Genomic DNA, 24405 nt, shown 5'->3' with positions numbered 1-24405 from the left:
CTCACTAATTGTTGACCTTAAGCAGGCTTGGGTCGAATGAATTTCCACATTCCGGACAACGAGGCAGAGTCTGAGCTGAGATGTCATATCCGCAAAACTCGCAAGTATCGACTTTGTGCTTACGCTTTCGGTCAATCCACCACAAAAGAGGCGTTGCGATGAGCAAGAGGGCCCCCGGAAAGGAGAGCGGAACGATTACGCGACTGCGCAATTTGTGAAATCCCCAATAAAGTAAGCCATTCTCCTTTGACGAAAGGTCATCCTCGGTAGACCAGCCAAATTGTTCGGGTCCTTCTTTTGAAAACTCAAGTGCCGAATAGATAAGGCGGATCCGACCACAAGGTGTATCCAAGACATAGGCGGTATCGACAGACACCGTGCAGGCACCGATAGTGGCGATTAACATTGACAACGCGAACCATTTCGAGAATCGGAGAAATGGCCGGCGCTTTTTCATTTCTCATACTTCTTGGATTCGCCATTCACCATTGAATACCTCGGTTGCCGGGCCCGTCTTGAAGACGCTGTTCGTCGCTTCGTCCCACTCGATTTCGAGATCCCCACCGGGCAGGTGGATGAGCGCGGAGCGTTCGAGCCGGCCCTCGAGGACCCCGGCGACGAGGACGGAGCAGGCCCCGGTCCCGCAGGCCTGGGTGAGACCCGTGCCGCGTTCCCAGGTTCGCATCGTGACTTCGCAGCGCGAGACGGCCTCCGCGACGTGGACGTTGATGCGGTTGGGAAAGACGGGGTGGCGTTCGATGATCGGGCCGAGTCGGGCGAGGTCCATCGCCTCAAGGGACGGCAAATAGAAGACGGCGTGGGGGTTGCCCATGGAGACGCAGGTCATTTCGTACTGTTCCTCGCCGACAGAGAGCGGCTGGCGGACGCAGCGCGGGCCGTCCATCGTCACGGGGATGTCGGTGGGCTTCAGGATCGGCTCGCCCATGTTGACGCGGACGCGGTCGATCTTGCCGTCGGGACTGCGATGGCAGGTTAGGTCGAGGACGCCGCGGTCGGTTTCGACGCGGAGTGAGGCTTGAGGCTTGAGGCCTGAGGCTTGAGGTTTCGCCAAGCCGCGTTCGAGGACGTATTTGGCGACGCAGCGGATGCCGTTGCCGCACATCTCGCCGCGCGAGCCGTCAGCGTTGTACATCTCCATGCGGACGTCGGCGGCGGCGCCGGGCGAGGGCGGGCGGATGAGGATGAGACCGTCGGCGCCGATGCCCTTGTGGCGGTCGCTCATCCTGCGGCAGAGGGCGGGGGCGTCGAGGTCGTCGAGGGGCTGGGTGAAGCCTTCGACGTAGATGTAGTCGTTGCCGAGCCCGTGCATTTTGGTGAATTTCAGGCTGGTTGGATGAGAGGCCAAGATATTAATTTCCTAATATGGTAGCTCGAGGGAGATTTGCAAGGTTCTCATTGGATCTCAGGTCCTGGCGGAGATAGGTAGCTTTCGTAACGTTATCGTACGCGATGACGAAGCGATCGGGGCCGGGACTCGAAGCCTTCTTTAGGAAATCATACAGCTCGAGATCATGGTGACGATATTCTTGTTCTACTCTCTCGGCGAATCTTCTCCGGAAAATCTCTAGATCGTAATCCTTATAGGGGTCGAGAGTCCATCCAGACTCGTGTAGGGCACTTTGAGCATGCTCATAGGCCATTATGTAACGAACTTTTTCGTTCCGATTGGGATCGCTAAGTGAACAACCGATCAAATTATAAGAGATCAGATGCGTGAAGCAGGCATATAAATGATTTGGATGAAATCTCCGCACAGCCATGAGCGTTATCTCAGAAAGGTCAACCTAGATCCGAAGTTCTTCATTTCGTAGATGGTAATCCCATCGACGGACAAAAACCCGTCTGCCATTACAGTCGGCGTCGGGCCATCGTCGTGGCGGGTGATGACGGCCTGAACCTCCACGCGGCGGTTGGAAGGGATGATCTGGCCGCGGTAGGCCCAGGTGTGGGGCGTGCCGGCGGCAATGGGTTCGAAGCGGTGGGTCGCCGCCAAATCCGGCCAACGGTCGAGGGCGAAGACCTTGAGGAGTTGCAGGAAGGACTCCAGCCCCAGCGAACCGGGCCAGACGGGGTCCTGGTAGAAGTGGGCCTTGAAGAACCACGCCGCCGGATCGACGCGGGTCGAGCCCTGGATGAAGCCGAGACCGTGCGGGCCGCCGTCGGGGAGGAGCACGTCGATCTGGTCGATCATGCGGAAGGCGCGGGCGGGCAGAAAGGCCTGAGGCCTGAGGCTTGAGGCTTGAGGCGAAGCTGTCGCATCGTCGGGTGTGAATGGCGGATCGTTCGGCAGGCTGAATCGATCTCTGCGCCTCTGCGCCTCTGCGTGAGGTGGGACGTAGATGCGGTCTTTGGCGTCGCGGATGCCGACTTGCTGGGCGAGCGAGGCCTTTGAGAAAAAGCCGAACGACGTCTTTCCGTCGTAAACGAGCCGGTGGCCGCGCCAGACCTGCATGTCGAACTGCTCAATGATCATGCCACCGGCGCTGGAGACGTCGGTCATGCGCACGCGGACCCGGAGCGTGCCGCAGTCGGCGAAGAGTTCTTCGTGCAGCGTCGCCGTGCCGCCGAGGTTGCGGAAGGAGAGGTCCGTCTCGCTCGTCAATGCCGAGCCGGCGTACGCCGCAAGGAAGCCACAGGGTTGCAGGGCGATTTCCAGCAGCACGGCGAAAGGCATTGACGTTTGGCGGTTCGCCGCGAAGTACCAGGCATCGCGCGGCACGTCGTATTCGCACTCGATCCAGCCGCCGGGCTCGAGGGCGAAGGGTTCGGGTTCCGCAGACACCACGCGATCCAAAAAGCAGTACGGCGGGCCGGGGAGGCGGGCACATTTTCGATGGCGGTCGAAGATGCGAAAGGGTTCGCCGAAACAGTCGGACGGATTGCCGATGCAGAAGGCGAGGATCTGATCGCGGGTGAAAAGGGGCGCGGAGGATGTTTTCGTGGTAAAGCCCGTGGCAAGCTTGCCACGGGTCCTCCCCTCGCGCAGCCGCCAGATTTGTTCAATTCGCTCGCGGTTTGTGCCGGACATTTGCAGGGACATGTTTGTCATGCGGACGATGGCCTCGCCGTCGGCGTACATCATGGCGTCGGCAAGAACGTAGGGCTCCGGTCGGTAGCCAATCTCCTTGATTTCCACCTGGTAGGTGACAATCTTTGTTTTCGGCGTCACGGGGCCACGGCAGCGAAGGGAACTGGCCACGCCGGGTACAGGCTCGTAACAGATTTCGGCGTGCTCGCCGACCCAGCCCATGCGCAGGAGGAACATCCGCAGGGTATGGGCGCAGCATTCGTACATGAGCGTGCCGGGCATGACCATGTCGTCGACGAAATGGCACGTCAGGAACCAGTCGTCGGAGTGGATGTCGGCCTCCGCGCGGATGACGCCCAGACCGTAGCGACCGCCGGTCGGATCGAGCTGTGTGACGCGATCAATCAACTTCATACGACCGCCGGGGAGCTTGAGCGGGTCGGCAATGGGAAGGTTTGTGAAGACCGGGCCGAAGCAACCGGCGAGGTCGCCGCCGCGCAGGGCCGTCAAATTCGCCTCGTCGTAGGATTCGGCCGACATGGAAACAAGCGGTCGCCAGTCGGCGGGGAGTGTGCCCGTTGTCGGGGCCAATTCTTCCGGCGTTAACACGATCCCTCGCGAGTTGCGGATTTCATCGGCCGTAAAGAAGCCGGCGCAGCCATTTCGCATGGTCAGCACCGGCACGTCGTTTACCGTACCGTCGAATTGGAAGAAGAAAAGATACGTCTCGCCCTGGCGGACGAATTTTTCGATGCGGATGTCGTAGCGGATCGTCTCGCCGGGTCGGGGCAGGCCGCGGTGGAAGGTGACCGTCGCGTCGAGGAGGCGATAGGTCCGCAGGCCCTTCGTAATTCGGTCGATGCCGAGGTAGGCGGAGAGAAAGAGGTCGGCCTGACCGGCCTCGACGGTGATGCAGATCGGGGCGCGACCGCCGTCGAGGTACCAGGCATCGGCGAGGACGTCGTGCTCAGTGACGACGCGACCGCTGGTCATCGAGCCTTTGACGCCGTCGATCTCCATGATGCGGTCGACGAGCATGAGTGGCTCATCGGGCAGGCGGACGCGGGTGGCGTGGCGGTCCACTTCGGCGAATTCGGGGCCGAGAACTTTGGCGACGGATCCGCGGGCGAATTCGAGGCAGAGGTCTCGTGAAAGAACCGGCTTGTTCAGAGCCGTGACTGTAAAGGAGCGCCGCGCGACATCCGAAGGCCCACTCGGCGCTCCCTTGCGCGAGGGGCTCTGATCGGGGATCAGATCGGCCAGTGCAATTGTTCCGTCACCCGCGCCGACCATGGATTCGAGGATTTGCGACTGAAAGGCGAGAGCCGAGGCCATTCCCCCGGCGGCCGCTTCGGAGAATTGCAGATACGCGCGATGGGCGGAGGCGCAGGCTGCGGCCGTGCGCGACCATTCGGCGACGACAGTGTTATCGGAGTATTCGCCTGCCGCTACAGGTACGGGTTCAACGGTACGGGCAGGCGGTGCGGCTCCGCGCTGCGGCGGTCGCGATCGTTTAACGGGGAGCGGCGGCACGGACAGCTTCCGCCCGATTTCGACGGTAACGGTCTTGGCGGGCTTCTCAGGCGACAGATCTTCGGCTTCAGAGGTGGCTTCCCCCAGCAGGAGGTCCATGTCGACCGGGATGCGCTCGGCGATCATCGCGGCGGCGAGTTGGAAGACGTCGCGCACTTCGTTGTCCCCGCTTGACGACGCAGAGCGGGCAAAATGTGGGCGGCCGGCGAGGATTCGGCCGATCATCCGCGTGCAGGAGGCCTGTGGGCCGACTTCGACGAAGAGGCGGACGCCGTCGGCGTAGGCCTGCTCGATCAATGCGGGGAAGTCAAAACCGTGCAGGGCCTGGGCCGTGATCGATTCGGCGGCGCTGGCGCGGGTGACGTCGTAGGCGCGGGCCGCGGCGGCACTGTAGAAACGGACGCCGGCGGGCGGCTTGGTTTCCAATAGGTGCAAGTCGCGATACGCCTCTTCGACCTCGCGCACGGCCTCGAAATGGACCGTGGGAATGCCTTCGAGCAGAACTGCCCGCGACTTCAGGCGACGGGTGACTTCGGCCATGTCCGGACGAAGGCCCCCGATGACGCATTCCCGGGGCGAGTTGACCATCAGCAGCCGCGCGTGTTCTACTCCTCGGAGCGCCTCGCGGACCTGTTCGACCGGTCGGCCAACGACGGCGACGGTCCAATCGACCGGACAATCGTCGGGGATGTTCCAGGCAGCGCGGATGGCGCGGCACTGGCCGGCGAGATCGGATTTGAAGAGCGGGCTGCGGGTCATGCGTTGGAACATCTCGTCGCGGTCGGGCCAGGCCCGGAGGGCGAAGAGACTGGCGGATTCGCCGAGGCTGTAGCCGATCACGGCGTCGGGCTGGAGTCCGAAGCGGCGGAGGAGATCGCTCATCAAAACGCAATAAGAGACTTGGCGGAAGATGTTGCGATGGACACTGTCATCGGCAGACGGGTCGTCGGGCGATGCGCCGAGGATTAAGTGGCTACGCAGCCGCTGCGTAACATGGTCAAGGGCACGGGGGATGTCGGGCCAACGAAGGGCGATGCCCTTGCCCATGTCAGGGAAGTGGTTGCCGGAGCCGGGGAAGACGAAGGCGAGTTGGCCGGTCGGGCCGAGCGGCGTCGGGTTGTAGAACGCACCCTTGCGGCCGTCGAGCGGTTGGTCGGGATCGTTCGATAGGGCCGATCGCGCGGTGGAAAGGGCGTCGGTCAGTTCTTCGTGCGAGGACGCGACGATGGAGACGGCGAGGCGGCGATCGCGCGCCGGGCGATGCTGATCGTGCCATTGTCGGGCGAGATTGGAGAGGTCTTCACTGCGATGGGAAGCGAGGTCGCCCAGACCGGCTAGGAGTCCTATTACATTGTCAGCTTCGATGGCGAAGAGCGCGTCGCGGTAGAGACGGGGCATTGGAATCGGCTTCGCTGGGATCGAGGATTGCTCGAATCCCTCAAGAACGATGCAAACGTCGGCACCGTCGATGGACTTGGCTTCCACGGCGGCGCGGCGGGGGCCGTCGGCGCGATCGTGCCACCAATAGGTTGGTAAATCGGAGTCGTCGCATGGGAGCAATATTTCGTGGTGGAGGCACAGGGCAGCCATAACGAGCGAGGCCATTCCGTCGGCCGCGCCGGTGCGACCGACGAATTCCCGCGCCGAGATCCTGGTGGCCTCAGCGCGGGCTGTATCCTCTGTGGGGTTTAGGACCGCGTAGATGCGATCGCCCGCCGCCTGGGCGTCATCGAGGCGCTTCAACACGGCGGCGCCGGCGCCTTCGCCGATGAAATCCGCGTCTCCGCGATCAGTTCGGTCGCGGAGCATCGCCGATGTGACGACGTTCCGAACATCGCCGGCCAGATCGACGGCCCCGACGACGGCTGCATCGATCTCGCCGCGGGCCAGCGCGCGGGCCGCGATCTCGACCGCCTTGAGACCGGAGGCCTCGTCGCAGGAGACCGCGTAGCTGGGTCCGCCGAGTTGGAATTCGCGGGCGATGCGGCTGGCGATCATGCCGCCGAGCGCGCCGAGGGTCCGCGCGGCGTTCAGGGCCGGACCGGCCGCATCCTTGAGTGCCGTGATCCATTGCTCAAATTCGTCGTCATCGAGATCGAGTCCCAACCGCTCCGCCCATTGGCGGGCCTGGCCTTCGATCCACCAGCGGAGGTGAAAGTTCGTGGTCCCGAAATCGAGGGCCATGCCGATGATTGCGCTGACGCGCGGGCGCTTCTCGCGGAGGGGGAGTCGCGCGTTTTCGAGCGCGGCGGCGCAGACATCGAGCAGCAGGAGTTGCTGGGGCAGGACTTCGGGGATTTCCGTCGGGGGCAGGCGGTATTTTCCGATGGGGATCGCCAGGCGTTCCAGGTAGGCGCCGCGCGCGCCATCCCCACCGATCCACTGCCGCGCGAGGTTGTCGCCGCCTTCCCAGCGGTCGGTGGGGCGCGCATGGAACCCCGCGCGGTTGTTGAGTATTTTTTGTTCGAAGTGTCGGAGGGAGTTGGCGGCGCCGAAGTGTGCGGCCACGCCGACGATGGCGATCGGCTGGCTCGCGTTATTAGGACTGCTGGCCTTCGACGAATCGCGCGGCGCTCCCTTGCGGGAGCGGTTCTGATGGGCCATGTGGTCGATGCATTCTTCGACGAGCACGTGGGCGTTGATGCCGCCGAAGCCGAAGGCGCTGATGGCGGCGCGACGCGGGCGGTCACGGTGGTGCGGCCAGGACTCCGATTGCGTCTGCACCCGGAAAGGGCTGTCCGCGAGCGGGATCACGCGGCCGCTGTCACTATAGTTGGCGGAAGGCGGTAGTGTGCCTTCGCGCATGGCCAGGAGGACTTTGATGAACCCGGCGGCTCCCGCACCCGTCAGGAGGTGACCGATCATGGATTTGACTGAGCCGATCGGGCAGCGGGCGGGCGGGTCTTCGAGGCCTTGCCAGAGCGTTCGCAGGCTAGCGATCTCGACGGCGTCACCGGTGGGGGTGCCGGTGCCGTGGCACTCGATGAGATCGACGACATCGGGAGACCAGCCGGCTTGTTCGTAGGCGGCGCGCATGGCGCGGAGCTGCCCCTCGGAGTCGGGGGCGAGGAGGCTGCCGCCGATGTCGTTGGAGAGGCCGATGCCACGGATGACGCCGTAGATGCGGTCACCGTCGCGCATCGCGTCGTCGAGCCGCTTGAGCACAACGATGCCAGCACCCTCGCCGACGATGAGACCGTCGCAGGAGTCGTCGAAGGGGGCGCAGCGGCCGGACTTGGACAGGGCGAGGAGCTGCGAGAAGCCCATCTGCGTGTAGAGACATTCGGGTCGCGAGACGCCGCCGGCGAGCATGGCGTCGGCGCGGCCTTCGCGGAGTTCATCGCAGGCGAGCTTGAGGGCATAGAGCGATGACGCGCAGGCGGCGTCGAGCGTGTAGCTTCCGCCGCCGAGTTGGAGGGCCTGTGCAAGCAAGGCCGCGGGCAGGCCAGTGACGCGGCTGTTGAGCGGATGGGTGCGGAGTTGAGTCGGTGCCTCGCGGTGGTCGCCCTGTTGGGCGAACAGTCGATCCTCGAACGCCTGCCCGAGGATCTCGCGGGTGATGGCTGAGGAGTCGTCCGTCGGCAGGGCGATGGCGGCGAGGATGACTCCTACGCGTCGGCGATCGAGGGAACTCGTTATGGCGTCGTTGAATGCGGCGCGGCCGGCATGGAGGACGAGGTGATAAAGGGGATCGAGCAATTGGAGCAGGCCCGGATCGATCGCCAGTCCGGCTGGATCGCACTCGAAGTTGTCAACAAAGCATCCGCGAAGCGAATACACGCGGTCGGGTTTGGGGCCGTCGGCCAGTGCCCGGGAAGGGTGCAAAATCCATCGGTTTGGAGGAACGTCGCGTGTTGTGTCGAGACCGGCGACGATGTTCCGCCAGAACGCGGCCAAATCAGTAGCGCCGGGGAAGATTCCTCCCATGCCGACGACGGCAATGGCCGGTTGATGGTGCATTCGGCGGTCCTACGACACGGCGCCGGCGAACGAGCGGCGCTGGAAAGCGGGGATGAGCGAGAGATCGACAGTGCATTCGTAGCCGTCGATCTTCGCGACGAGGCGACCGGCGGCGTCGAAGAAACCGAGGTCGGCGGCGACGCTGTGCGCCGACGCGCGGCGGATTTCCAGTGCGAGGGTGACGCCATCGGCGGGAAACGCGCCGCGGTATTGGCGATAGCGACTGCAACGGCTGGGCAGCGACGGCGCGCCCATCTCCTCGCGACACCACACAATCGCGGCCTGAAACGCGGCGTCAAGCGCAAGCGGGTCGGTCAGCCAGACGCTGCGCAACGGATCGGCCATCCATTCGCGCGGCGCCAGCGCGGTCACCAGGTCGGCGATCAGGCCGCGCGGACCGCAGCCGCGGATGGCGGCGATGCCTTCGAGGCGCTCACCATGGAAAAGCACGTCGGCGTAGATTTCGTCCTTGGTACGGCCATAGGCCCGCTCGGCGAGTGTCGGATCGATGGTTGCCAACGGCGCAGCGGGCAACCGCGTCGCCAGAACGACCGTCGCCTTGGCGTGAGGGACTTCACGCTGTGCATCAACGCTTCGCATTGCCACGTCTATCTCGAATAAGTCGCCGCTTCGCCGGGCCCTCGAGGCGAAGAAGCGAAGTGTGACCGATTGGTCGTGCAGGATGACGCCTTTGAGCACGTGAAAGTCGTCGATGCCGTGGAGCAGCAGTCCGGGGTTGGCGTGCAAGGCGGCATGGGCGAGCCATTCCATCATCATTGCGGCGGGGAGGACAGGGTTTCCGCCGATCACGTGGGAACGCAGAAACTCATGGCGCGTCAGGTCGAGGCGGCGCTCGAAGGCGACGTGGATTTCGGCCTCGGCCGGCGGCGCGACTGCACTTTGGCGGAGCGATGTCGTTACGTTGGTTGGGGTCAGTCCACCGCCGACGATAACTTCGACGGGCCGACCGGTGCAGGCGAGTTCGTTGATCAGGCAACGCGCGCCGGCGTCGAGCGGAATCAGCTCCACGCCGCGTTTGGCGAATTCGCGCTTCAACGACGTGTTGACCATGCCGCCGTCCCAGGGGCCCCAGTTGATTGACGTCACGCGGCAATTCGGAAGGCGGCGGGCGAGTTGTCGCGCGGCTTTGTTCAGCACTTCGTTGGCCATCGCGTAGTCGGCCTGACCGGCGTTGCCGAAGCGTGCGCTGACAGAGGAGAAGAGGATGACATGCCGTAGCTCGGTTTGATCGAGGCTATCGAGAAGGTTGCGGAGCCCGGCTACCTTCGTGTCAAACACGCGGTCGAACTGTTCGGCGGTCTTGTCCGCGATGAGCCGGTCTTCCAGGACGCCGGCGGCGTGGATCAGGCCTCGGATGGAGCCGCGTTGCCGGCGAATGCGATCGATGGTCGTCTTAACCGCGTCGTTGTCGCGGACATCGACGCATTCGTATTGGACGTCCGCGCCGGTCTCGGCAATCCGCGCGAGATTGGTGCGGATTTCGCGGGCGGCGATGTACCGATTGAAGACGGATTTCAGCTCGGCGGGGGTGGGATTCGGTCGTCCGGCGAATTCGTGGCGAAGGATCGCTTGTTTGATCTCCGTTTCGTTGGCAAGCGGTTTCAACCAGGCCGGTTCGTCGGTGGGCTGGGGCGAGCGACCGAGGATGACGAGCGTGGGTCGGCATGTTCGGGCCAGCTCCACGGCCGTTTCGGCGGTGACGCCGCGCGCCCCGCCGGTGATGATGAATACATCGCCGGGATTGGTAGTGACTTGTTCCGTGGTGATCGTCGCCGGAACGAGTTCGAGACCGCGTCGGTGGCCCGGCGCGAGGCCGACTTCGATCGGGCCGTCAGATACCAACTCTTGAATGATCGCGGCGGCGGCGGCGTCCACGTCCCAGTCAAGGGCGATGTCAATCGCGCGACAGGCGACGTCCGGCCACTCATGGGCGGCGGTCTTCGCCAGACCGGCGAGGCCGCCCTGCGTCGGATCGAAATCGCCGCCGATGAGGCCGAAGGCGCCGTCCATGCGGCTGATCGTGGCGAAGATCGCACCACCGTCCTTCGCGGCGGATCGCAATCCGTCAGCGGCGGACTTCGCGGCGAGGAAGGCGCGACGCAGGGCTATTTCGGATTCCCGCGTCCATCGGCCGTCTTTGGTGGGACACGGAGGGGCAAGAAGAATCAGTCCGCCAACGCGCTCGTCGCCGGCGCGGTGGACTATGTCGTCGGCAGGCAGCAGCAAGGCCCTAATTCCGCGATTTTGAATAGCCGTTTGGATGCTCTGCGCGAGCGGCGAGCCGTCGTCGGTGATCCAAATCTCGCGGCCGGGGGCCAGCGTAAGCCTAACGTCCTCTCCAGGGGAAAGTTCGATGATTTCGAGAACGGATCGTTGTACCGGTTTTTTCGTTGCAATCGATCTTGTCGCCGGCGATGCCGGCGCCGTGGCGACCACGGCATGTGCGGGAGTTGGCGACGACGACGCGTAGTATTCGACAATCTGACTCAGCGTCCGCAGGGCGCCCATGTTCTCGGGTTTGACCGGCGGAAGGTTGGGGATTTTGGCCTCGACGCCGGCGAGGATTTCGACGCGCTTGATGGAGTCGATGCCGAGGTCGGCCTCGAGGTCCATGTCGAGGTTGAGCATTTCACGGGGGTAGCCCGTCAGTTGGGCGACGACTTCGAGAAGCGTGCCCGCGAAGTCGATTCGACCGGCGGCGACTGGAGTTGATGCGGGTTGAGGAACGGGTGCAAGGACGAAGGCCGCGTCGGCGCTCGCCACTTCACCGGACGGGGACATGAAATCGACGATCTGGCGGAGTGTACGGAGACCGCCCATCTGATCGGGTTTCACGCTTGGCAGGCCCGGCATTTTTTCCTCAATGGCGGCGATGATCTCGACGCGCTTGATGGAGTCGATGCCCAGATCGGCCTCGATATCCATGTCGAGATTGATCATTTCGCGGGGATAGCCGGTCTTTTCGCAGACGACGTCGAGGACGAGGGAGTCGATGGAAGAGAATGCGGAATGCGGAATGTGGAATGCGGAATGATCGGCGGGGACAATCTTTGCTACTGCGGGTGCAATGGGTGCCGGGGGTAGATCGAGCTTCGTCGGCATAAGTGGAATTGCGGATTGAGGAGGCGGTTCCGTAATAGTCGCTGTTGGCGTCGGGATAGCCCAGCCCATCGATTGCGCGACAAGGCGTTGTTGGCCTTCGAGCATGGATTGGATGGCGCGGTGGGCCTGCTCCTGGCTTTGGAGAAATCGTTCGTGCGCGGCGGCGGTCTGCTGTTGCAGGGCCTGCATCGATCGCAAGCCGTCCTGGACCAGCCGCAGGGCGTCTGCCAGCATCGGGTTTTGATTCGGCGCGGCGGGAATCGTCGCGGGTGTCGGCGGCGCAGCGTGTGCGTTGTTTTCCTTTGGAGCAGGCGGCACAGTGCGTGGCGAGATCGGAGTCCCCGTGTCCGGGAGATCGCGGGCGATGGTCGGGACCTGGGTCGAAACCAGCTTTCGATCAATCTCCTTCATGGCGGGCACGCCGCGGGGGATTTGGGGCAGCTTTTCGTCGGCTGTCGTCTTGAGAGCAATTCGTTCCAGGTGTCCGCTTACTCGCATTTTGGCCGCAATCCTCTTTGATGCCGGTGCGCGATAGTTCGCGCCGACCAGTGGCACGACCATCTTCGGCTTGCGCGGTTCGGCGGCAGGGCGTTCCCAGCGCGTCAATTCGACGGCGTAGCCCATCGCGGCCAGGTGGCTCAGCACTCGCGCCAAGCCCAGCACGTCGGATTCCCGACCGGCCGCGGCGTCCATCGCAATGGCGACATGCGGCCGCTCGCCCAGGATCGCGCCCGCAAGACTCGTGAGCACCGATTTCGGGCCGACCTCCACGAAAGTCCGTGCACCGGCATGATACAGTCCCTCGATTTGTTTCACGAAATCGACGGGGCGGACCAATTGATGCGCTAAGAGGTCTTTCGTTGCGGAGGCTTGTGTCAGATACGGCTCGCCGGTGGTGTTGGCGTACACGGGACAGCGGCCATCCTTGAACGCGACGGCTTCGAGGGCGTTGCGGAGGGGCGTGACGGCGGATTGCATCGATGAGGTGTGGAAAGCGCCGGAGACGTTGAGCACCTTGCCGGCGAGGCCGCGTTCCTTGCACACCGCGGCGGCCTTGGCGATTTGCTCACGCGGGCCGGAGAGCACGCCCTGCGCCGGGCTGTTGCGGTTGGCGAGAACGACGTCGAGTTTTTCCTCCTCGATAAGCCTTTCGATTTTTTCCAACGGCCCTTGTACGGCCAACATGGCGCCGCGATCGCCATCGCCTGCCGCCATGAGTCGTCCACGAAGCCGACTGAGTCGATGGAGCGCGCCGGCGTCGTAGCAGCCCGCGACGCACAGGGCGACGAGTTCGCCGTAGCTGTGACCGGCGGCGAGGTCCGGGCGGAGGCCGAATCGCTCAAGGATGCGGGCCATGCCGAGGTCGATGGCGCCGAGGGCACGCTGGGCATTTTCGGTGCGCGACAGCAAGGCGGATTGTTGGGTCTTGGCGTCATCGGTGAAGACCGCTGTTGGATAGAGGAGATCGGCGAGGGCGGGTTCATCGGAATTCGCATCGCGTGCCGCGTCCGTCATCGCGGCGTTCAACTCGGAGAAAGTGCAGGCGAGTTCGCGGAGCATGCCGACGTATTGGCTGCCTTGGCCCGGGAAGAGGTAAGCGAGTTGGCCGGGGGTGCCGGTTGCGTAGTAGATGCCACTGCGGGCCGCGGCCGGGTCCCGATTTTTTGCAGCCGTTGTGAGTTTCTCAGGGGCAAGGGCCAGTTTCGCGGCAAGGTCGTCGTCAGATTCAACGACGATAACCAGGCGGTGGGCATGTGCGGCGCGGAACGATTGCCGAGAAGACGCGGCATGATAGGCGAGTTGCAAGGCATCAAATTCGTCGGTGGCGGCGAGTTCGCGCCATTTCACCAGTGATTCGCGGAGGCCTTCGATCGATTCGGCGGAGAGGGCGATGATCTGCACGCTGCCGTCCCACGCGGGTTCGGCGACGGCGGCGGGTTGTTCTTCGAGGACGGCGTGGAAGTTACTTCCTCCGAAACCGAAGGAGCTGACGCCGGCGCGGCGGGGGCGGTTTTCCTGAGTCACCCACGGACGTGACTGCGTATTGAGATAGAACGGGCTTTGCTCAATGCCGAGGTTGGGATTGGGCCGCTTGATCTTGATCGTCGGCGGAAGCGAGCGGTGATAGAGGGCGAGGGCGGCCTTGATGAGACCAGCTGCGCCGGCGGCGGCTTTCGTGTGGCCGATCTGCGATTTGACGGAGCCGAGGGCGCACCATTGGCCCTCGCGGCGCGATTCTCGAAAGACGGTCTTGAGGGCCTCGAACTCCGACGCGTCACCGACTTTGGTGCCGGTGCCGTGCGCTTCAATCAGATCAACGCTGTCGGGATCGATGCCCGCCGCATCGTACGCGTTGCGCAAGCAGCGGGCCTGACCGGCCGAATGCGGGGCGTAGATGCTCTGTGAGCGTCCGTCGCTGGAGGTTCCGATGGCGCGGATGACGGCGTAGATACGATCGCCATCGCGCCGGGCGTCGTCGAGGCGTTTGAGCACCAACATGCCGATGCCTTCGCCGAGCACCGTGCCGTCGGCGGATTCGTCGAAGGGCCGGGCGTCGCCGGTCGGCGAAAGCGCGGGCGTCTTGGAAAAGCACATGTGCATGAAGATATCGTTGAGCGTGTCCGCCCCGCCGGTGAGGGCCATGTCGCAGCGGCCGGTGGCCAGTTCCATCGTGGCGAGATGAACAGCGCCCAGGGAGCTGGCGCACGCGGCATCGACGACGCAGTTTGTCCCGCGGAGATTCAGGCGATTGGCGATGCGACCGGCGACGACGTTGCCGAGCAGGCCGGGGAAGGAGTTTTCCTGCCAGGAGACGTAGCCGTCCGCGATGCGGGCGATGATGTCTTCGGCGATGTCCGGCGCGACGCCGGCTTCGGCCAGCGCTCGCCGCCACAAGGGGTGGCCCAATCGCGCCGCAAGAGGGATGACCAATTCTTGTGTGCCGGTAATCCCGAGGATGACGCCGACGCGCTCACGATTGAAATCGCGTTCGTCGCCGTATCCGGCATCGTCCAACGCCGCCTTGGCGACGACGAGCGACAAGAGCTGCGAGGTATCGGTCGCCTCCAGGATCGTGGGCGGGATTCCGAACTCGGTTGGATCGAAGGGAACAGTGGGCAGGAAGCCGCCGCGCGTACAGTACGTATGGTCCGGCCGCTTGGGGTCCGCGTCGAAATAGTCCTCCGGCGTCCAGTGCGTGGGCGGAACCTCGCGGATGCCGTCCTCGCCGCGCCGCAGCGAGCGCCAGAATTCGGTCAGGTTTCGCGCGTTGGGCATCAGGCAGCCCATGCCGATGATGGCGATGGGGCATTGCCCGGGACCCGCGCCTTGTCCTCGAGTGCTCAACGGAGGCCTTTGCTTTCTAAAAGTGGAGGGGGCGGGTCGTGAAACGAGCCGCCGCTACTCGCTCGGTTGATTCATCCGGGGGCGATTATACGGTCAGGCTTGGAGAAGTGTCGAGATGGCGTCCATTTCCAGGGGGCGATAGTGCTGCGCTGCGGCGGGGAGTTGCAATCCCTGGGTTTTCAGCCAATTGGCGCGGGTGAGGACCGCCGCGCCGAGCATCAGGTTCATGGCCACTGTCACAACGGTTCGATTATCCGGCTTTTCCAAAAAGCTGCCGCGGACCCATTCGTTGAACGCGCCCATGGCCGGACCGCACCAGATTTGATAATCCGCCTTGCGCGACGGCTCGCCCTTATTGGCCCAGTCCGACGAGCGGCCCAGGTACGAGCGAAAGACCAGGGCCATCTTATGCTTCGCGTCTTTTTCCGCGCGGGCGATCTGCGCGGGATCGCGGACTTCGAAGAAGCTCCGCGTCTGGCTCCACGCCTCCTCCAGCGTGCAGCGGAAATAGTCCTTTTCCAATACTGCGCGGTCGCGCGGCGGTATTTCTTCCAGTGCGCCGTGTGCGCGATAGAGGTCGTACAGCTTGCGGGCGCGTACGGCGAACATCGTCCCCCACTTGAGCACCTGCACCTTGACGCCCATCTCAAACATGTCCGCGGCGGGGGCCATGGCGACGTCCGCCGGGCCGGCCTGCGCCAGCATCTCGCGAACCGCCTGCGATGTGCCCGCCTCGACGCACGCCTGGTTGACCGAGCCGGTCAGGATGTAGGCCGCCCCCATCGCAAAGGCGGCGGCGGCGGATGCGGGGGTTGAAATACCTCCCGCGGCGCCGACGCGCAGCGGTTCGGCATATTCGTATTTGGCCTGCAATTCATCGCGCAGAGCGATCATGCTGGGAATCAGGGAAATCGCCGGGCGATTGTCCGTGTGACCGCCGGAGTCGGCTTCGACCGTGATGTCCGTGGCCATAGGGATCGATTCGGCCCAGCGGGCTTGATCTGGCGTGATCTCGCGGGCGTCGACCAGCGCCTTCAGGAACGTCTCGGGGGGAGGCGACATGAATTTGCGCGCGACTTCGGCGCGCGAGACCTTGGCGACGACGGTTTGTGGACAGGCGACGCGACCGTCCGGATCGCGGCGAATTCCCTTGACGCGATAGCGAACGAGCGGCAACGTCAGGTCGAGATAGGCCGAGGCGTCGACGAGCCGAATACCGCGGCGCAGGTAAAGGTCCACCACGCCGGTTTCCAGCCCCGGCTCGTTGGGGCTGTGGATCAAATTGAAGCCGTATGGCGCGTCGCCCAGGTTCTTTTGTATCCGATCAATCGCCTTTTCCACGCGATCGAGCGACAGGCCGGCCGCGCCGAAGAACGCCAGCATCCCCGCGCGGCCCATGGCCTCGACGATTTCCTCGGAGCCGATGCCGTTGGCCATGGCCCCGGCGACATAGGCGTACTTGAGGCGGTGGGCCGAGCGAAAGGCAGGATCGCCTAGCTGCTGCGGCGAAAGGACCGGGGCGAAGGCGTGGAGCGGATAACTCGGCTCGATGTTGATCGTCCCGTCGCCCAGGAGGCTTCGACCGCCAAGTCCGACCGCCATCCTGCCGCGCGCCGCGACGACGTGGATGGGTCGGCTCACTTGACCCAGCGCTGCGACCAGCGATCCGGCGGATTCGTCCGGCGGTGTTCCGTCCGGAATCCACCAACCCATGGGTGGCGGGCCAGTGAATCGACGATGTTCATCGGCCGCGGAGTCGGTCAACTCACCGGCGGTTCCTTCGAGCGGCAGGTGACGGGCCGCCTTAACGCCCAGATCGAGCAGCAGATTGCAGCCGGCGAAGAAACTGCCCACGGCCAGCTTTGCGCCGGTCTTGGCCCCGGACGTCGCGGCGTTGATGGCGGAGGCGCCGGTATCGAGCGCGGACTTGGCAAGATTCCCCAATTTGGCCGTCCTCGTTTCGGTCGGTTCTGCCATGAGATCTCCGCAGCCGCCGTACGAGCGGGTTCGAGGCGGTTTTTGGCCGTGAAAGCGGACAAAAGCCACGTCAGCGTAACCGACATCGCGGGCGAAGGAAATGACGACGGCTGCAGGGAGAATACAAAGAGCCCGGCCCTTGCAGATTGAGGCGGGCGCGGTATGCTTCCCGATTCGTTTTCACCCGGTTATCCACCGCAACGACAAGGAGTTGCACCACATGATGAAGTGGTTTCGTGCCCATACCAAGCAGATCATGGTCGTGGTTGTTCTCCTCGCCATGTTTTCGTTTGTCGGCGGTTCGGCGCTGGTGACTTTCCTCCAGCCGGATCCAGCGAAGGCGGCGTTCGGCGAGGCCTTTGGCACGGAATTCACCCAGGGGGAGATCGGCGAGGCCCAACGGGACGTTAGCGCGATGGAGACGGTGTTCGGTTTTGGAACCCCAGAGGAATATCGACGACAGTACGGGACGATATGGCAGTTCGGCCGCAAGGACCTGAGCTTCATCCACTGGTATCTCCTGGCGAAAGAGGCCGAGCGGGCGGGAATTGAGGTTTCGGATCAGGAGATTGACGAGCAGTTTCAGAACTTTCCGCCCGATTTCATGGAGCAGCTTCGAACGCGCTTTCGGATCATCCCGGCCGAGCTTCGCCGCGCGCTTCGGCGGCAGCTTTCCATCGAGAAGAACGGCCGGCGTGTGATGAGCGCGGCCGTACCCTCCGAGGCCCAGATTCGCCACTACGTAAAGGAAACCGAAGAGAAGACCAAGGTGCGGTTCGTTGCGCTGGACGCCGAGAAGTTTATCGATGAGAAGGAGCCCGTAACGGCGGAGGAAGTCGCGGCGCAATTCGAGAAGTACAAGGACCTCGATCCCGCCAAGAGCGAGGACGGGTACGGCTATCGCTACCCTCCGCGCGTCAAGCTGCAGTACATCGTCGCGCAGATCCCGTTGATCGCCCCGGGTGTGGAAATTTCGCAGGAGGCTATTCGCAGCACATGGAAGGCCAACAAGGCCAAGTACAAAAAGGTCATCTACGTCGATCCGCCGACCAGCGCGCCCGCGACCAGCGCTCCGACGACCGGGCCGACGTCCCAACCGGCGAAGCCCCAGCCGGTGCCCCAGACGGTGGAGAAAAACTTTAGCGAGGCGCAGTCGGACGTCGAGCGCGAGCTTCGCCAAAAGGCCGCGCAGCAGGCCGCCGACCAGGCGCTTCGCAAGATTCAGACCTACCTTCAGCGGCCGTGGCTGGATGAAAAGACCGACCCGAAGACGGGTTTCAAGCCAATTCCCGAGTCGGCGAAAGACCCGGCGGCCATGAAGGCGGCCTACGAACGTTTTTCGGCGGAATTCAAGATCCCTTTGGAGTACGGCGAGACGCCCCTGGTGACCAGGGATGAACTGGCCAAGATGAAGATCATCAGTGGCGCCATCCTGGAGGGGGCCAAAGGCGCCGGTGAGAGTCTGCGGATCGAGGAATACGCCTTTCACGTTCCGCCGCTCTTTGTGCCCTCCGAGGCGTCCGAGACCACGCCGAGTCTACAACTGTTCCAGGTTCCGGATCTGCCGCTGTCCGTATCTTCCTATCAATTCGCGGGCGGGGCCTTTGAATCCACGATACAAAAGTTTGTACTCTTTCGGGTCGTGGAGGCGCGCGAGTCCGCCGCGCCGGTCTCGCTGGACGAGGTCCGCGCCGACGTCGAGCGCGATGTGCGGCTGATGAAGGCCTTCCGGCGTGCGGAACCCATAGCGAGGGAGCTGTTTGTCGCCGGCCGCCGGCTGGGACTCGAACCGGCGTTCGGGTTATTTACCGATCTCCGCGAGAAGTACGGCGCCAGCGTCAGTACGCCGCCGCCGTTTGCCCGGTTGACGAAGCAGACCGATCCACGGCTTCGCGACAAGATACTTTCCGACGAGCCGACACTCGACCCGCCGAGTGTGCCGGGTGTGGGCGTGTCCAGGGAATTCGTCCAAGCCTGCTTTGAGATGGCCTCCGACGACTGGAGCCCGCCGCCCATTGAAACGCCCAAATCGGAACGCATGGACGCTGCAACCACCCGACCGGCGGTCTTGCCGACGCCGAAGGTGCGCATGGTGGGACTGCCGGCCCAGAAAAAATGGCTGGTGGTGGAACTGATCGCGACCGAACCGGTGGACGAGGGGCAATATCAGACCAAACACCGGCAGACCGCATATTACGGCCTGATGAGCGAGCGGAATCTGGTGCTGCGCAACGAGTGGTACAAGCCGGAGCATATCGAGAAGCGGTGCGGCTTTAAGCGGATTGCCCCCGACGGAGAGATTTCACCGGTCGAAGGCGTATCGCGCCCGCCGCCGACCCCGTACTTCTGAACCACCATAAATGCCGGGGAACCGTTACGGCTGCCGTTTGATTTCCTGCGGCTTGCGCTGATCGTCCACGCAGACATAGACGATTTCGGCGGAGGTGACCGGCACGCGCTGGGACGGGGAATCCCAACGATCGGCCTCCACCGCGACGCGGACGTGGATGGAGGTCCGTCCGACAGAGACGAGTTCGGTGTAAAAGCTGAGGACGTCGCCGACGAAGACGGGTTGCTTAAACTCGACGCGGTCCATGGCGACGGTGACGACGCGACCGCAGCCGAGCTTGCGGGCCTCGATGGCGCCGGCCTGGTCAAGGTGGGAGAGGATGACGCCGCCGAAGATGGTGCCGTGGGCGTTGGTGTCGCGGGGCATCATCATGACGCGGATGGCGGGTTCGGGTTTGGGGGGGTTGGAGGAGGTCATGTGCGGGCCTCGAAAGGACGGGGATGAGTTGTACCACTTAATCGTAAAGGGTTGAAACAGAGGTGTCGACTTGAACCTGTCGCGATTGAGTTTCAAAAACTCGGCAAGGCGGCTCGGAATTCCCAGTATGACTTGCGAATCCGAATTGATCTGGTCCTCCGATTTGGCCGAAGGCTCAGCGAACTCGCTAATCTCCGCCGGCTCCTCACGAAGGAGGAGAGAAAGACAGCGATTGCAGTTAGCGATGATGGCTCGGGAAGGACAGCTCGAAAAGCTTCGACTTCACCGCTTGGATTGTAGCCCGTGCCTACAATCGTCGTTCCATCCGACGAGACAGCGCTCGCGCTGCTTAGAATCCAACCGGAGAGATCGAGCCCGTATTCTTGTGTGAGCACCTGAGCCAGATCGCGCATGCCGTACTGTGTATCCCAAATAAACGCACGATAGCCGGTTGAGCCAATGCTCGAACCAACGATGAGCGAGCCATCGGCACTTGTTCCCAAGGCGCGACTCTCGAAGAATCCGCCGGGAAAATCCCCAAGCGGAACAAGGCCCGTAGTGATTGTCCACCGAAAGGCTTCGAAGTATCCATCGCTTGTATGCGAGTTACCGCTGCTGCTCATACCGACTATTGTGCTACCGTCGGCTGAAATCGCATTGGCAATGCTTTCGAATCTTCCCCCAGGCAGATCGCCGAGTGCAATCATGCCGGACGCTTCTGTCCACCGAAACGCTTCGGTATAGGGAGAGGAGCTTGCACTCATGCTCTCGCCAACGACGATTTCTCCATCCCCCGATGCACCATAGGCGATGCTTAAAACCTGTCCGCCCGGTAGATCTCCGAGCGACAAGGGTCCTTCTGACTGCCTCCAACGGAAAGCTGCAAAGCTACTCTGTCCGACGACTGTCGATCCGTCCTCCGAAATGTCATTGGCATCGCCCCCTACGCAGGAGTTATCGAGTCGTCGAAGGCAGTCCAATCCGTCTGCCTGAATCCAGCGCGCGGTACGAACGCCGGAAGAAACGCTTCCTATGCCCACGATGGATTGGCCGTTTCCTGAAACTCCATATGGAATGCTAAGAAAGCTGCCACCCGTAAAGTCACCGAGTGGCTCCATACCACCTGCCAACGTCCAGCGGTAAGCCTCATATAGGCTTCCCGAAGCAGTTGACCGGCTTGCCCCGATTACCACCCTGCCGTCCGCCGAGACATCGTTCGCACTACTGTAAATTCCACCACCGGGAAGATCTCCAAGGCCCATGAAACTGGGGCTTGGCAGAGCGTAACTTGTATCAACTATTGTGACCCCGCCAATCAAAAGCGCGAGCCAGTTTAGGTGTCGTGGTGATCTTAATGTGGGCACGTTCTATCCCCCTTGGACTCCAACGATACACAGTTGCAATGATACCGGTTCCATACCCTTTTCGGAAGCGCTAAATGGTCAAACCTTGCAAATCCACCTTCTCCCGATCTGTCCGCGGCAGGGAATCATAGAACTGCCACACGTCGGGGAGCATGTAGGCCGGCAATTTGTCGCGGCAGTGTTCGATGAGTTCGGACTCGCTGGGCCGCGCGCCTTCGCGCGGGGCGATGCAGGCCTTGAGGCGGTTGCCGAAGATGGGATCGGGCAGGGCGACGACCGCGACTTCCTTGACCTGCGGGTGGCGCACGATGGCCGCCTCGACTTCGCCCGGCTCTATGCGATGACCGCGGCATTTGATCATGCGGTCGATGCGGCCTTCGAACATCAGGATACCGTCGGATCGGCGGCGCACGCGATCGCCGGTGCGATAGGCCAAGCCGGCGCCGTCTGGGGCTGGGACGAGTCGATGCGCGGTCAGCTCCGCATCGCCGAAATAGCCACTCGTTACGATCGGACCGGCGACAAGCAGCTCGCCGGCATCGCCGCCAAAGATCGGGGTTCCAGATTCATCAACGATCCACAACCGCGTGTCGCTCAGCGCTCGACCGATAGGCAGCGGCCCGTCATCGTCCAGGTCCGTTTGGGTGACGCGGTGGTAGGTGCAGGCGTTGGTCTCCGTCGGGCCGTAGAGGTTGGTCCAGGAGGCGCCGGGAAGTTGTTGCGACAACTCTTTCAACGCCGGCTTGGGCAGGACCTCTCCGGCAAAGATGACATGCCGCAGCGCCGACAGGTCGTGGTCGGCGAGCTTTCCGCGGAGCTGCATCATCACCAGCGCCGAAGGTACGGAGTACCAAATGCTAACCCGTGTATCCGCGATCCATTTAGCCATCTGGTAGGGAAACATCTTCAACCGCTCCGGCACAGGGCACATCGTCGCACCCGCGCAGACCGCCGCGAAGATGTCGAGCGTGGAGAGGTCGAAGTTGTACGGCGCATGATTGGCGACGCGATCTTCCGGTGTCAGTTCAAAATACTCCGCTGCCCAATGGGAAAAATGCAGCAGGCTTTGCGTCGTGATCTGCACGCCCTTGGGCCGGCCGGTTGAGCCGGAGGTGTAAAGGATGTTGGCGAGGTCGTCGGCAGGCGGGACCGGCGGGCCCGACGCGGGGGGTTCCCGCCGCGCCAAAGACAATGCGATGCAGCGGTCGACGGCATTCGAGACGATCGAGGATTCAACACACGGAACGTTCGCGGGTGGATCGGTTCCCAGCCAAAGGCGAATCCCCGCGTCTTCGCAGATGGTCCTCTTGCGTTCGTCGGGCCAGGTCGGTTCGAGCGGCACGTAGGTCGCGCCGGTGCGAATGATCGCAAAGAGCGCGACGATTGCGTCGATGGACTTCTTGAAACAAAAGGCGACGCGGGCGCCGGGCGCGGCGCCGTGCCGCGTCAGCAGGGCCGCCAGTCGATCGCACTCCTCCAACATCTCGCCATAGGTCCGCCGCTCGGCGCCGAACTCCATTGCGGGCCGCGAATCGAACCGCCCCGCCGCATCTTGTAGCAATAGGTAAAGGGACTGCGACATGGCGGCCCACCGCGTAAAGATCGCGGCCTAACACCGCTGATGCTGACCGACCCACTCGACGATGGACGCAATGGACGAGACGCGCTCGGGCGTGACTTCGTGGTCCGGCAGATTCACGCCGAGTTTTTGCTCGATGTAGACCAGAAGCTGCATCAGGCGCAGCGAGTCCAGCCCGTGCGCATAGAGATCGGCGTCATCCGCCGGCCAGACCTCGCGGGCCGTGGGCATCAATGTGCCGAAGAGATGCTGCCGAAGTTGTTCGCGCGCGTCCAGTTTCATACCAGCGATTGAGATTAAAAACATGCCCCTCGGCTGTCAACTCAAACCAGCGTTCGCTCGGCGTCATTGAGTGACCAGCAGGCCGATGAAGGGTTCGATATCCGATTCGTCGACCGCTCCATTCTGATCCACATCCGCCGCGCAGGCCGCTTCACTCGGCGCGGTGGGCGCCAACAACTCGTTGACCAACGCGGGAATGTCTGCGGCATCGATCCGTGAATCGCGGCTGACATCTCCGCTGCCCTGGACGGACGCCGGCACGTTGCAGCCGCACAGGCCAGGGACGATTCTCCCGGGATCGTTCGGGCAGCCGTCGTTGCAATCGGCCGTTCCATCGCCATCGGCGTCCGTCGCACAAGGATCGACCACGCGCAGGTCCATGACGATCGGCAGGTGATCCGACGAGTTTTGAGGAAGCGTGTCGCCGGCCTGCAGGCCGGCGGCGGCGAGCGCGGACGGCGTCATGGCGTCTGTATTGAGTATGAATTTGTTCGCCACGGTGAAGGCGCTGTCCGTGACCATGAAGCGATCCAGCGCCGAGGGGGGAAAGGATTGGCTGCCCTGCCAGGTGAAGTTGTTTCCGGTGAAGGGATCGAGCGGGTTGAGGTTGGTGAGGTCGGACACGTCCCAATCGCCCTTCACGTCGGTCCCAAAGGTGGCGTTGTCAATGATGTTGCCGGTCAGGAGCGTGTTCTCCGGCTGGGGCCCGCCGACGAGATTGAAGTCCCCGAGCACGATCATCGGCGTGTTGGGCGGCAGCACGATGTTGTTGCCCGACGGCCGCGCGGCGCCGCGGGCATCGCCCAGCCAGTTGGCGATGGCGTCGGCGCTGCGTTGGCGGTCGGCGTCCTCCGAGCCGCCGGCGTTGCCGCAGCACTTGAGATGCACGCCGTGCAAATACACATCCACGGGATGTGTCGCATTCGGCAGGTCGGCAAGGGCAATAGTGACGCCGCGGGTCGATGACTCGGGGATCGTATCGATGCGCGTTTGCGAGAGCGGAAACCGCGAAGCCAGCACGTTTCGTGTTCCGCCGGATTTGCCGAGGTGAATCTGCCAACCCGCGCCGCCAATCGGAATAATCGAATTGAGGCGGCTCGCGATCGTACCGGACGAAAGAGAGGTATTGATCTCCTCGAAGCAGATAATGTCAGGCCTTAGCGCAATCAGGATGCGGTTGAATTCGGGGTCGGCGGCAGGATCCGTGATGAAATTACCTTGTGTGTTGTAAGCGACGATGCGGACATCAAGGAGGTTGTCCTTCGAGTAGTCCCCGGCGAGCGGGTTGAGGGCGAAGACCGGGCGGGCCAGCAGGAGGATCGACAGTCCCGCCGCTAACCGAGCGCGGTTGGGGTACCGATTGTCGCGAGAAAAAAACGAATGAGCGGCAGCCATCAGGTCCTTCCCCCTTCGAAGTCAAATCGCC

At 63.1% G+C, this 24405-nt stretch carries 11 protein-coding genes; 1 reads left to right on the top strand and 10 read right to left on the bottom strand.

Features of this window, described 5'->3' with window-relative positions; genetic code table 11:
• Positions 1–4: 4 nt before the first annotated feature.
• From VJZ71_16265 to VJZ71_16245, 5 genes are all read right to left on the bottom strand, one after another.
• Entirely contained in the window at positions 5–457 is a 453-nt protein-coding gene (locus VJZ71_16265; GenBank protein HKQ49628.1) for a hypothetical protein, read from the bottom strand.
• Between the two features lie 3 nt (positions 458–460).
• Positions 461–1345 (bottom strand): diaminopimelate epimerase, encoded by an 885-nt coding sequence (gene dapF / locus VJZ71_16260; GenBank protein HKQ49627.1) that lies wholly within the window; start codon positions 1343–1345, stop codon positions 461–463.
• 441 nt (positions 1346–1786) lie between these two features.
• Complete coding sequence (locus VJZ71_16255; protein HKQ49626.1) at positions 1787–8542, bottom strand: beta-ketoacyl synthase N-terminal-like domain-containing protein; 6756 nt, start codon at positions 8540–8542, stop codon at positions 1787–1789.
• A 9-nt stretch (positions 8543–8551) separates the two neighbouring features.
• The gene (locus VJZ71_16250) at positions 8552–15010 is read right to left on the bottom strand and encodes an SDR family oxidoreductase (GenBank protein ID HKQ49625.1); all 6459 of its coding nucleotides are present in this window, start codon (positions 15008–15010) and stop codon (positions 8552–8554) included.
• Between the two features lie 93 nt (positions 15011–15103).
• Positions 15104–16987 carry a PfaD family polyunsaturated fatty acid/polyketide biosynthesis protein gene (locus tag VJZ71_16245; GenBank protein ID HKQ49624.1) on the bottom strand — a complete coding sequence of 628 codons (1884 nt, stop codon included), beginning with the start codon at positions 16985–16987 and terminating at the stop codon, positions 15104–15106.
• A 220-nt stretch (positions 16988–17207) separates the two neighbouring features.
• Between VJZ71_16245 and VJZ71_16240 the strand changes: the two genes are divergently transcribed.
• Entirely contained in the window at positions 17208–19337 is a 2130-nt protein-coding gene (locus tag VJZ71_16240) for a SurA N-terminal domain-containing protein (protein ID HKQ49623.1), read from the top strand.
• A 24-nt stretch (positions 19338–19361) separates the two neighbouring features.
• Here VJZ71_16240 and VJZ71_16235 read toward each other — a convergent pair whose 3' ends face one another.
• The 5 genes from VJZ71_16235 to VJZ71_16215 all read right to left on the bottom strand — a co-directional run bounded on the left by VJZ71_16235 (position 19362) and on the right by VJZ71_16215 (position 24374).
• Complete coding sequence (locus tag VJZ71_16235) at positions 19362–19754, bottom strand: acyl-CoA thioesterase (GenBank protein HKQ49622.1); 393 nt, start codon at positions 19752–19754, stop codon at positions 19362–19364.
• Positions 19755–19846: 92 nt separating this feature from the next.
• Positions 19847–20605: a hypothetical protein gene (locus VJZ71_16230; protein HKQ49621.1), complete on the bottom strand. Its 759-nt coding sequence runs from the start codon at positions 20603–20605 to the stop codon at positions 19847–19849.
• A gap of 583 nt (positions 20606–21188) precedes the next feature.
• On the bottom strand, positions 21189–22700 hold the full coding sequence (locus VJZ71_16225; protein HKQ49620.1) for an amino acid adenylation domain-containing protein: 1512 nt from the start codon (positions 22698–22700) through the stop codon (positions 21189–21191).
• Between the two features lie 27 nt (positions 22701–22727).
• Positions 22728–22979, bottom strand: a complete 252-nt coding sequence (locus tag VJZ71_16220; protein HKQ49619.1) for a phosphopantetheine-binding protein — start codon at positions 22977–22979, stop codon at positions 22728–22730.
• 63 nt (positions 22980–23042) lie between these two features.
• The gene (locus tag VJZ71_16215) at positions 23043–24374 is read right to left on the bottom strand and encodes an endonuclease/exonuclease/phosphatase family protein (GenBank protein ID HKQ49618.1); all 1332 of its coding nucleotides are present in this window, start codon (positions 24372–24374) and stop codon (positions 23043–23045) included.
• Between the last annotated feature and the right edge of the window lie 31 nt (positions 24375–24405).

The organism is Phycisphaerae bacterium (genome assembly GCA_035275405.1).
Classification (GTDB): domain Bacteria; phylum Planctomycetota; class Phycisphaerae; order UBA1845; family UTPLA1; genus DATEMU01.
This window is presented reverse-complemented; position numbering and strand designations above follow the sequence as displayed.

What these genes read in the sequence shown, in the direction of transcription:
- VJZ71_16265 (HKQ49628.1), bottom strand. Translation starts at nt 457, where the DNA reads ATGAAAAAGCGCCGGCCATTTCTCCGATTCTCGAAATGGTTCGCGTTG.
- VJZ71_16255 (HKQ49626.1), bottom strand. Translation starts at nt 8,542, where the DNA reads ATGCACCATCAACCGGCCATTGCCGTCGTCGGCATGGGAGGAATCTTC.
- VJZ71_16245 (HKQ49624.1), bottom strand. Translation starts at nt 16,987, where the DNA reads ATGGCAGAACCGACCGAAACGAGGACGGCCAAATTGGGGAATCTTGCC.
- VJZ71_16240 (HKQ49623.1), top strand. Translation starts at nt 17,208, where the DNA reads ATGATGAAGTGGTTTCGTGCCCATACCAAGCAGATCATGGTCGTGGTT.
- VJZ71_16235 (HKQ49622.1), bottom strand. Translation starts at nt 19,754, where the DNA reads ATGACCTCCTCCAACCCCCCCAAACCCGAACCCGCCATCCGCGTCATG.
- VJZ71_16225 (HKQ49620.1), bottom strand. Translation starts at nt 22,700, where the DNA reads ATGTCGCAGTCCCTTTACCTATTGCTACAAGATGCGGCGGGGCGGTTC.
- VJZ71_16220 (HKQ49619.1), bottom strand. Translation starts at nt 22,979, where the DNA reads ATGAAACTGGACGCGCGCGAACAACTTCGGCAGCATCTCTTCGGCACA.
- VJZ71_16215 (HKQ49618.1), bottom strand. Translation starts at nt 24,374, where the DNA reads ATGGCTGCCGCTCATTCGTTTTTTTCTCGCGACAATCGGTACCCCAAC.